This window comes from Pseudonocardia sp. (genome assembly GCF_050250275.1).
Taxonomy (GTDB): domain Bacteria; phylum Actinomycetota; class Actinomycetes; order Mycobacteriales; family Pseudonocardiaceae; genus Pseudonocardia.
In genome coordinates this window covers 86,213-95,500 of sequence record NZ_JBFWOY010000031.1, presented here as the reverse complement: position 1 = coordinate 95,500, position 9,288 = coordinate 86,213, and the positions used below count along the sequence as shown (strand labels likewise).

Here is a 9,288-nt window from a genome sequence, read left to right as displayed (position 1 = left end):
CTGGGTGGTCGCGCGCCGGCGCGCGAGGCCGATCTGGTTCGTGATCCTCGTGACCGGGTTGCTGTTCTGGATCGTGCGGGTGGCGCCGCCGGCCGGCGACGCCTGACCGCCCGCCGGCTGCGCGTCCCCGGGCGCGTCGACCGGTCAGGCGGTGCGGCGGCGGCTCGAGATGACGCCGGTGTCGAATCCCGCGAGGTGCAGGCCGCCGTGGAAGCGGGCGTGCTCGACCTTGACGCACAGGTCCATGACGACCTCCTTGCCCGCCGCCTCGGCCCGGCGCGCCAGGTCGGCGTCCCACAGCCCGAACTGCAGCCAGAACGTCCGCACCCCGTCGCCGAGCGCGAGGGTCTCGTCGAGCACCGCCGGCAGGTCGGACGGCTTGCGGAAGACCTCGACCAGATCGGGCACGACCGGCAGGTCGGCCAGCGTCTTGTAGACGGGCCGGCCGAGGATCTCGTCGGCGAACGGGTTCACGAAGTACAGGTCGTAGCGGGTGCTCGACAGCAGGTACGTCGCGACGAAGTTGCTGGCCCGCGCCGGGTTGGGCGACGCGCCGACCATCGCGATGCTGCGGGTGGTGTCGAGGATCCGGCGCCGCTCGGGCGCGGTCGGGTTGCGCCACGGCGCCGGGTTCGTGCTCATCGGTTCTCCTTCACCGCGGCGGCCAGCGCCTGGTCGAGGTCCCAGAGGATGTCGTCGGCGTCCTCGATGCCGACGCTGATCCGGATCAGGTCCTCCCCGACACCGGCGGCGACCAGCTGGTCGGCCGAGAGCTGCTGGTGCGTCGTCGACGCGGGGTGCAGCACCAGTGTGCGCGCGTCGCCGATGTTGGCGAGGTGGCTGCACAGTTGGACGGCCTCGATGAACCGCTCCCCCGCCGCGCGCCCACCGACGACACCGAACGAGAACACCGCGCCCGGGCCCTGCGGCAGGTAGCGGTTGGCCCGCTCGTGGTCGGGGTGGCTCGCCAGCCCGGCCCACCGCACCCACGACACCCGCGGGTCGGCGTCGAGCCACTCCGCGACGGCGCGGGCGTTGGCCATGTGGGTGTCCATCCGCTGCGGCAGCGTCTCCACACCCTGCAGCAGCAGGAACGCCGAGTGCGCCGACAGCGAGGCGCCGACGTCGCGCAGCTGTTCGGCGCGCAGCTTGGTGAGGAAGCCGAACTCCTTGAAGTTGCCCCACCAGTCGAGGCCGCCGTAGGAGGCGACGGGCGTCGTCATCGAGGGGAAGTTGCCGTTGCCCCAGTCGAACCGGCCCGACTCGACGACCACACCGCCGAGGGTGGTGCCGTGGCCGCCGATGAACTTCGTCGCCGAGTGCAGCACGATGTCGGCGCCGTGCTCGATCGGGCGGCACAGGTAGGGCGTGGCGACGGTGGCGTCGATGATCAGCGGCAGGCCCGCGGCGTGCGCGACGTCGGCCAGGCCCGCGATGTCGGCGACCTCCCCACCCGGGTTGGACACCGCCTCGGCGTAGACGAACCGGGTCTTCTCGGTGATCGCGGCGGCGAAGTCGGCCGGGTCGCCGCCCGCGACGAACGTGGTGTCGACGCCGAAGCGCCGCATCGTGACGTCGAGCTGGGTGACGGTGCCGCCGTAGAGGCCGGCGGCGGCGACGACGTGGTCGCCGGCCCCGGCCAGCGCCGCGAACGTCAGGAACTGGGCGGCCTGGCCACTGGCCGTCGCGACGGCGCCGAGGCCGCCCTCCAGGGAGGCGATCCGCTCCTCGAACACCGCGACGGTCGGGTTGGCGATGCGGCTGTAGATCAGCCCGTACTTCTGCAGCGCGAACAGGCTCGCGGCGTCGGTGGTGTTCTCGAAGACGAAGCTCGTCGACTGGTAGATCGGCACCGCGCGGGCACCGGTCTCGGAGTCGGGGATCGCCCCGGCGTGCACGGCCCGGGTGCGGAAGCCCCAGCGGCGTTCCTGCTGGTCGGTCATGGCCTCATCCTGCCTGCGTGGCGACGCGGTGCTCGATGCTCACCGGGATGGGGCTGCGGAACGTGTCGAACACCGGGCAGTGCGCGTCGACGGCCTGCGCCAGTTCCTGGTAGCGCTCCTCGCTCTCCGGCCCCGAGAGCGTGACGACGACCCGCACGTCGGTGAAACCGGCGCGCACCGCGTCGTCGACACCGAAGAAGCCGCGCCGGTCGAGGTCGCCCTCGACGTCGACGGACACGTCGTCGAGCGGGATCCCCAGCTTCGCGGCCCACACCCGGTAGGTGACGACCTGGCAGGCCAGCAGCGCCGCCAGCGCGATCTCGACGGGGCTGGGTGCGGCGTCGGCTCCGCCGAGGCCGGCCGGCTCGTCGATGACGAGGGTGTGGGAGCCGATGCGGATGTCGGTGCGCATCCCGCTGCCGCCCACCCCCGAGGCACGGAAGGTCGCGGAGGCCCGGTCCGGGTTCTCCGTGAACTTGGCGGTGGCGGTGCCGAGGGTGCGGCGGACGGTCTCGTCGCGCTCGGCGGCGGACAGATCGGTCTCGACGGGCATGGTGACTCCAGCGGGAAAGGGTGCGGGAACGATACGCGGCCGTCGCCGGCCTGCCGGGTCAGCGACGACCGGGACACGCACAGGTGCCGACGAGCCCGTGGTCGACGTGGCGGCGCCGGACGAGAACGGTCGGGCGCAACGTTCCGGGCATGATCCAAGTCCTACCCCACGCGAGGGCGCACGGCCAGCCCGCGCGCGACACCCGGTCAGGTGTCGTGTCGCGGGAGCCGGACCAGGCCCTCCTGCGCGGTGCTCGCGATCATCGTGCCGGCGCGGGTGAAGAACCGCCCGGTCGCCAGTCCCCGGCCACCGGAGGCGGCCGGTGACCAGCACTCGTAGAGCAGCCACTCGTCGGCGCGGAACGGGGCGTGGAACCACATCGCGTGGTCGAGGCTGGCCAGCTGGACGGCGGTCGCGCTCATGTCGTGGCGGGCGACGACGGAGCTCAGCAGCATCATGTCCGACGCCCACGTCAGCAGGCAGGCGTGCAGCAGCGGGTCGTCGGACAGGGTGCCGTCGGCGCGCAGCCAGGCCCGGATCGGCTGCTGCGTCGCGACCCGGTCGGCGGTCCAGACGGGCTCGTCGACGAACCGGATGTCGATGGGCCGTTCGGCGCGCCCGAGCCAGTCACCGCCGTGCCCCGCGGCCCGCCGGGAGCCCAGGTCGGGCAACGACTCCGGCGCGGGCACGTCGGCGGGCGCCGGCTCCGCGTGCACCAGTCCCTCCTGCGGCTCCTGGAACGACGCCGACAGCATGAAGATCGCCTCGCCGCCCTGCACCGCCAGCACGCGCCGCGTCGTGAAGGAGCGGCCGTCGCGGATCCGTTCGGTGCGGTACTCGATGGGGGTGCGCGGGTCGCCGCCGCGGATGAAGTACGAGTGCAGCGAGTGCACCGAGCGCCCCGGCGCCACGGTGCGGCCCGCGGCGACCAGCGCCTGCCCCGCGACCTGCCCGCCGTAGACCCGGAACTGCCGGCTCTCGGGGCTGACACCGGTGAAGGTGTCGGGGCCGGTCCGGTCGAGGTCGAGCAGCGCGACCAGCTCGTCGAGCACGGCCTGCCCGCGTTCGGCGCCGTCGGCGGCGATGTCGGGGCGGCGGGGAGCGGCGGTCACACGCCGCATCCTCGCAAACCCCGGCGGCCGTGCGGCGTCAGATGTCTTCCTCGCCGAGCCGGTGCACCCGGATCGAGTTGGTGGAGCCGACGGTCCCGGGCGGGGACCCCGCGACGATCACGACGAGGTCGCCCGGCTGGAACCGCTCCAGCGCCAGCATCGCGTGGTCGACCTGACGGACCATCGCATCGGTCGACTCCACGAACGGCACCAGGAACGTCTCGACGCCCCACGTCATCGACAGCTGGCTGCGGACATCGGGGGTCGGGGTGAACGCCAGCAGCGGCAGCCGGGTGTGCAGCCGGGCGAGGCGGCGCACCGTGTCACCGGACTGCGTGAACGCCACCAGCGCCCGCGCCGACAGCCGCTCGCCGATGTCGCGGGCCGCGTAGGACAGCACGCCCCGCTTGGTGCGCGGCACGTGGTTGAGCGGGGGCACCGTGGCGGGGCCCGCCTCGACGGCCTCGACGATCTGGGCCATCGTGCTGACGGCCTTGATCGGGTAGCGGCCGACGCCCGTCTCCCCCGACAGCATGACCGCGTCGGCGCCGTCGAGCACCGCGTTGGCGACGTCGGAGGCCTCGGCGCGGGTCGGCCGCGAGTTGGTGATCATCGACTCGAGCATCTGCGTCGCGACGATGACCGGCTTGGCGTTCTCCCGCGCGATCTGGATCGCGCGCTTCTGCACCAGCGGGACGTTCTCCAGCGGCAGCTCGACGCCCAGGTCGCCGCGGGCGACCATGATCGCGTCGAAGGCCAGCACGATGGCCTCGAGGTTGTCGACCGCCTCGGGCTTTTCCAGCTTCGCGACGACGGGCAGCCGGCCACCGTGCTCGTCCATGATCCGGTGGACCTGGTCGATGTCGGCCGGGCTGCGCACGAACGACAGCGCCACGATGTCGACCCGCAGGTCGAGCGCGAACGCGAGGTCGGCGCAGTCCTTCTCGCTCATCGCGGGCACGGACACGTTCATGCCGGGCAGCGAGATGCCCTTGTTGTCGCTGACGGGGCCGCCCTCGGTGACCTTGCAGACCACGTCGAGGCCCTCGACGGCCACGACCTTCAGGCCGACCTTGCCGTCGTCCACCAGCAGCCGGTCGCCGGGGCGGGCGTCGGCGGCGAGGCCGCCATAGGTCGTCGAGACGCGGTCGTGCGTGCCCGCGACGTCCTCGACGGTGATGCGGACCTCTTCGCCGGTGTGCCACTCGGTGGGGCCGGCGGCGAAGCGGCCGAGGCGGATCTTCGGCCCCTGCAGGTCGGCGAGGATGCCGACCGCGCGGCCCTCGACGTCGGCGGCCTCACGGACCATCTCGTAGACGCGCTTGTGGTCCTCGCGGCTGCCGTGGCTGAAGTTGAGCCGGGCGACGTCCATGCCGGCCGCGACGAGCTCGCGTACCCGCTCCGGCGTGGCGGTAGCGGGGCCGATGGTACAGACGATCTTGGTTCGACGGCTCACGAGGCTGAGCCTATCGCGTTACTGAACCGATCAGGAACTCCGAACCGGACAGCTCGGTGTCGACCCGGCGACGAACCCCCGACCCGCCGATGTCCAGGGCGAACTCACCGCCGGGGACGGTCGCTCGGGCCGACGTGGTCGGCGAGCCACTCCGCGAGCGGGCGCCCCGCCCGCCAGACCTCGACGACCCGGTCGAGGCAGCCGCGCTCGTGCAGGACGTCGTCGGGCGGCCAGCGCCGCGACACGTGCAGCGACTTGTGGCGCAACAGGTCGATCCGCGGATGATCCGGGGTGACGCCGCGTGGCGCCCGGGTCAGCGTCTCCCCGCCCCGCTCCAGACCCGCCTCCTGCGCCGCCTCCAGCCGGGCCCGCAGGTCGGCACCGCGGCGCTCGTCGTCGACGGCGGTCCGGAACCGGGCCACCTGGTCGCTCTGCATCCGGTAGTAGCCGACGGCGACCATCAGCCCCTCGGAGGACACCTGCACGTAGTACGGCGGCGCGAACCCGCCGCAGTGGGTCTTGTACGGCGTCTTGTCCGCGGAGAACCGCACGTCACGGTACGGGCGGAACACCTTGCCCTGGCCGAACTCCGGCTCCAGCTCGGCCAGCAGCGCGAGCATCGGGCCACGCACGTCGCCCTCGTAGACGGGCCGCTGGTCGCTCCAGTACGCCTTGCTGTTGTCGGCGACGAGCCCGTCGTAGAACTCGACGGCGCCGTCGCCGAAGCCGGTGAACTCCTCGGCCACCCCGGTCAGGCCCCCGCGTCCCGCGAGCCGCCCCTGACCTTCCCGGCGTCGTCGGCACCGGCGGCATCCGAGGGAGCGTCCCCGCCCACGTCCGCGTCGCGGGCCGGACCGGGCGCCGCACCCGTCGGGCCGGAGTCCTCCGGATCGGGCGCGGCAGGCCCCGTGAGCGTCTCCCGCGGCCCCCGCACGATCGCGACGTAGGCCACCGCGGCCAGGAACACCACCGCCGAGACCACGACGTTGATGCGGACGCCGCCGAACACCGTCGTCGCCGGGTCGGTGCGCATGAGCTCGATGAAGAAGCGCCCCAACGTGTATCCGGCCACGTAGAGCCCGAAGACCCGGCCGTGCCCCAGCCGGAACCGCCGGTCGGCCCACACGATCACCACGGCGACGAGCAGGTTCCACAACAGCTCGTAGAGGAACGTCGGCTGCACGACCGCGATGGGCGTCAGGTCGAGCGCGACCCCGCCCAGCGGGTCGGACAGCCCCGTCACCGGGTCGACCCGGTTGTAGATCTCCAGGCCCCACGGCATGTCGGTCGGGCCGCCGTAGAGCTCCTGGTTGAAGTAGTTGCCGAGGCGGCCGATCGCCTGCGCGACCACGATCCCCGGGGCGACGGCGTCGGCGAAGAACGGCAGCGGCACCCCGCGGCGGCGGCAGCCGATCCAGGCACCGACCGCGCCGAGCGCGATCGCACCCCAGATGCCGAGGCCGCCCTGCCAGATCTTGAGGGCATCGATCGGGCTGCCGCCGGGACCGAAGTAGGTCTTCCAGTCGGTCGCGACGTGGTAGAGCCGCCCGCCGACCAGGCCGAACGGCACCGCGAACACGGCGACGTCGACGACCGTGCCGGGCCGCCCGCCCCGCGCGGCGAACCGGCGCTCGCCCCACCAGACCGCGACCACGATCCCGGCGATGATGCACAGCGCGTAGGCCCGGATCGGGAGCGGGCCGAGGTGCCAGACGCCGCGGTCAGGGCTCGGGATGAACGCCGGCATCAGCGCCGCCAGGGTGGTGCTCACGCCGCCACGTTATCGCCCAGCGGCGGTGCGGGGTCGGCCTCCCCCGGCCGCGACCGGATCGTCACCTGCTGCCGCCCGGTCCGTCCCGGTCGTCCGGGCGGCGGCGCCGGACCTGCGACGACTCCACGCCCGCCCCGCCGCACCCGCCACCCCCGCGCGCAACCTCACGGTCGCCAATCCGCCCCGCAACAGCACTCAGGTTGCGCGCGATGGTTCGGGCGCAACCTCAGCGTCCTCGACCGCCCCCGGCACAGCGCCGAGGTTGCGCGCGGCCGTTCGGGCGCAACCTCGGCGTCGTCGACGGCCGCGCCACGATCGTGCGGCAGCGCGCGGGGGCCGGGCGGGATCAGGCGGGGGTGCGGGTGCCGGCGCGGCGGACGCCGCCGGCCAGCTCGGCCGCCAGGTCGCGGACGCCGTCGGTGCCGCGCTCGGTCGCCGCGGTCACGAACGCCGACCCGACGATCACGGCGTCGGCGAACGAGGCGACCTGCTCGGCCTGCGCGGCCGACCGCACCCCGAGCCCGACACCGATCGGCAACGACGTGTGCGGCCGGGTGCGCGCCACGATCTCGGGGGCGACGTCGGCGACGCTGTCGCGGGCACCGGTGACTCCCATGATCGACGTCGCGTACACGAAACCTGTGCAGGCGGCGACGGTCGAGGCGATCCGCTCCTCGGTCGACGAGGGCGCGACCAGGAAGATCCGGTCGAGCCCGTGGGTCTGCGAGGCGGCGAGCCACTCGTCGGCCTCGTCGGGGATCAGGTCCGGGGTGATGACGCCCAACCCGCCGGCGGAGGCCAGGTCGCGGGCGAACGCGTCGACGCCGTAGCGCAGCACCGGGTTGAAGTAGGTCATGACGACGGCCGAGCCCCCGGCGGCGGTGACCCGCTCGACGACGGTGAAGACGTCGCGCAGCCGGACCCCGTTGCGCAGGGCGGTCTCGGCGGCGGCCTGGATCGTCGGGCCGTCCATGACCGGGTCGGAGTAGGGGAAGCCGACCTCGATGAGGTCGCACCCGCCCTCGACCATGCCGTTCATCAGGTCGACCGAGTCGTCGACGGTCGGGAACCCGGCGGGCAGGTACCCGACGAGCGCGCCCCGGTTGTCGGCGGCGCAGCGGGCGAACACGTCGGCGACGCTCATGCCCGGCCTCCCTCGGCGACGGCGGTGCCGTCGGCGACGGCGGTGCTCTCCTCGTCGGTGACCATGCCGAACCACTTCGCGGCGGTGTCGACGTCCTTGTCGCCGCGCCCGGAGAGGTTGACCAGGATGGTGGCGCCCTCGCCCAGCTCGCGGCCCAGCCGGACCGCGCCGGCGACGGCGTGGGCCGACTCGATGGCCGGGATGATGCCCTCGGTCCGCGACAGCAGCGCGAACGCCTCCATCGCCTCGGCGTCGGTGACGGGCTGGTACTCGGCGCGGCCGAGGTCCTTGAGCAGCGCGTGCTCGGGGCCCACACCCGGGTAGTCGAGACCCGCGGAGATCGAGTACGACTCCGACGTCTGCCCGTCCTCGTCCTGCAGCAGGTACGACATCGCGCCGTGCAGCGCACCCGGGGAGCCCTCGGCCAGGGTGGCACCGTGGCGGCCGGTCTCGACGCCGTCGCCGCCGGGTTCGAAACCGATGAGGCGGACCGCCGGGTCGTCGAGGAACGCGTGGAAGATGCCGATGGCGTTGGACCCGCCGCCGACGCAGGCGACGACGGCGTCGGGCAGCGCGCCGGTGCGCTCGAGGACCTGTTCGCGGGCCTCCATGCCGATGACCCGGTGGAAGTCGCGGACCATCACCGGGAACGGGTGCGGGCCGGCGACGGTGCCGAGCAGGTAGTGCGTGGAGTCGACGTTGGTGACCCAGTCGCGCAGCGCCTCGTTGATGGCGTCCTTGAGGGTGCGCGAGCCGGTCTTCACCGGGATGACGGTGGCGCCGAGCAGCCGCATGCGGGCGACGTTGAGTGCCTGCCGGGCGGTGTCGACCTCACCCATGTAGACGATGCACTCGAGGTCGAGCAGGGCGCAGGCGGTGGCGGTGGCGACGCCGTGCTGGCCCGCGCCGGTCTCGGCGATGACGCGCTTCTTGCCCATCCGCTTGGTGAGCAGCGCCTGGCCCAGCACATTGTTGATCTTGTGCGAGCCGGTGTGGTTGAGGTCCTCGCGCTTGAGCAGGATCCGCGCCCCACCCGCGTGGGCACCGAGCTTGGGGGCGTCGGTCAGCGGGGACGGGCGGCCCGTGTAGTCGCGGTGCAGCCGGTCGAGCTCGCCGAGGAACTCCTCGTCGTGACGGGCCTTCTCATAGGCCGCGGACAGCTCGTCGAGCGCCGCGACCAGCGCCTCCGGCACGAACCGGCCGCCGTAGCGGCCGAAGTGGCCGCGCTCGTCGGGGTCGTGCCCCGACCTGTTCGCGACGCCGTCGCTGGGCTTCACGCCCGGGGTGGCAGACACCGCACTCCCTCGAT

The 9,288-nt window shown here is 73.3% G+C and carries 9 protein-coding genes; all 9 read right to left on the bottom strand.

All coding sequences use genetic code 11. The features are described 5' to 3' along the window. Positions 1-144: 144 nt before the first annotated feature. Positions 145-642, bottom strand: coding sequence for a CoA-binding protein (locus tag AB7F12_RS24715; RefSeq protein ID WP_428497401.1), 498 nt, complete (start codon positions 640-642; stop codon positions 145-147). Then, complete coding sequence (locus tag AB7F12_RS24710) at positions 639-1,943, bottom strand: O-acetylhomoserine aminocarboxypropyltransferase/cysteine synthase family protein (RefSeq protein WP_428497402.1); 1,305 nt, start codon at positions 1,941-1,943, stop codon at positions 639-641. The genes AB7F12_RS24715 and AB7F12_RS24710 overlap by 4 nt, the downstream gene beginning before the upstream one ends. Before the next feature lie 4 nt (positions 1,944-1,947). Further along, positions 1,948-2,496 carry an OsmC family protein gene (locus AB7F12_RS24705; RefSeq protein ID WP_428497403.1) on the bottom strand — a complete coding sequence of 183 codons (549 nt, stop codon included), beginning with the start codon at positions 2,494-2,496 and terminating at the stop codon, positions 1,948-1,950. Between the two features lie 206 nt (positions 2,497-2,702). Beyond that, on the bottom strand, positions 2,703-3,617 hold the full coding sequence (locus AB7F12_RS24700; RefSeq protein ID WP_428497404.1) for an acyl-CoA thioesterase: 915 nt from the start codon (positions 3,615-3,617) through the stop codon (positions 2,703-2,705). Positions 3,618-3,645: 28 nt separating this feature from the next. Further along, positions 3,646-5,064 carry a pyruvate kinase gene (gene pyk, locus AB7F12_RS24695; RefSeq protein WP_428497405.1) on the bottom strand — a complete coding sequence of 473 codons (1,419 nt, stop codon included), beginning with the start codon at positions 5,062-5,064 and terminating at the stop codon, positions 3,646-3,648. 104 nt (positions 5,065-5,168) lie between these two features. After that, entirely contained in the window at positions 5,169-5,810 is a 642-nt protein-coding gene (locus AB7F12_RS24690; protein ID WP_428497406.1) for a DUF2461 domain-containing protein, read from the bottom strand. A 5-nt stretch (positions 5,811-5,815) separates the two neighbouring features. Further along, a complete protein-coding gene (lgt, locus tag AB7F12_RS24685; RefSeq protein ID WP_428497458.1) occupies positions 5,816-6,811 on the bottom strand; it encodes a prolipoprotein diacylglyceryl transferase in 996 nt (331 codons plus the stop codon). Positions 6,812-7,181: 370 nt separating this feature from the next. Continuing rightward, complete coding sequence (trpA, locus tag AB7F12_RS24680) at positions 7,182-7,979, bottom strand: tryptophan synthase subunit alpha (RefSeq protein WP_428497407.1); 798 nt, start codon at positions 7,977-7,979, stop codon at positions 7,182-7,184. Next, positions 7,976-9,274, bottom strand: coding sequence for a tryptophan synthase subunit beta (gene trpB, locus AB7F12_RS24675; protein WP_428497408.1), 1,299 nt, complete (start codon positions 9,272-9,274; stop codon positions 7,976-7,978). Before trpB ends, trpA begins: the two co-directional genes overlap by 4 nt. Positions 9,275-9,288: the final 14 nt, after the last annotated feature.

Coding starts and splice junctions, on each gene's coding strand:
- AB7F12_RS24710 (WP_428497402.1), bottom strand. CDS start 1,943: ATGACCGACCAGCAGGAACGCCGCTGGGGCTTCCGCACCCGGGCCGTG.
- AB7F12_RS24705 (WP_428497403.1), bottom strand. CDS start 2,496: ATGCCCGTCGAGACCGATCTGTCCGCCGCCGAGCGCGACGAGACCGTC.
- lgt (WP_428497458.1), bottom strand. CDS start 6,811: ATGCCGGCGTTCATCCCGAGCCCTGACCGCGGCGTCTGGCACCTCGGC.
- AB7F12_RS24700 (WP_428497404.1), bottom strand. CDS start 3,617: ATGCGGCGTGTGACCGCCGCTCCCCGCCGCCCCGACATCGCCGCCGAC.
- trpA (WP_428497407.1), bottom strand. CDS start 7,979: ATGAGCGTCGCCGACGTGTTCGCCCGCTGCGCCGCCGACAACCGGGGC.
- AB7F12_RS24715 (WP_428497401.1), bottom strand. CDS start 642: ATGAGCACGAACCCGGCGCCGTGGCGCAACCCGACCGCGCCCGAGCGG.